General features: G+C 74.4%; 1 protein-coding gene. It reads left to right on the top strand.

What is annotated here, in order from left to right; translation table 11 throughout:
* Positions 1 to 4 precede the first annotated feature (4 nt).
* Positions 5 to 504, top strand: a 500-nt coding sequence (locus ADK55_RS19350; protein ID WP_053680419.1) for a TetR/AcrR family transcriptional regulator, incomplete at its 3' end; no start/stop codon positions are given.

Genomic DNA, 504 nt, shown 5'->3' with positions numbered 1-504 from the left:
ATCCATGACGTCGACCCCGTCGACCACCGCGCGTCGTTCCAAGATCAGCCCGGAGCGGGTGCAGGAGTTCTACGACGCCGTGCTGGAGCAGCTGCGCGAGCACGGGTACGAGGCCCTGACCATGGAGGGCGTCGCCGCGCGCGCCTGCTGCGGGAAGTCCACGCTCTACCGGCAGTGGAAGACCAAGCCGCGGCTCGTCGCCGCCGCGCTGCGCGCGAACCGGCAGGGCACCCTGGCGGCCGTGGACACCGGGACCCTCGCGGGCGACCTGCGCGAGGCCGCCCGGATCGCGGCCGGCACCTCCGGCCGGGACACCAGGCTCTCCCAGGCGCTCGGCCACGCCGTGCTCGGCGACGAGGAACTCCAGGCCGCCCTGCGCGAGGCCCTGGTGGAACCCGAACTCGCGGCGTTCGACGCGATGGTGGCGCGGGCGGTGGCGCGGGGCGAGGTCACCGCGAACCATCCGGCCGTGGAGTTCCTGCCGGCCCAGCTGATGGGCGTCCT

This window comes from Streptomyces sp. WM4235 (assembly GCF_001279725.1).
In the GTDB taxonomy this organism is placed as follows: Bacteria; Actinomycetota; Actinomycetes; order Streptomycetales; family Streptomycetaceae; genus Streptomyces.
This window is presented reverse-complemented; position numbering and strand designations above follow the sequence as displayed.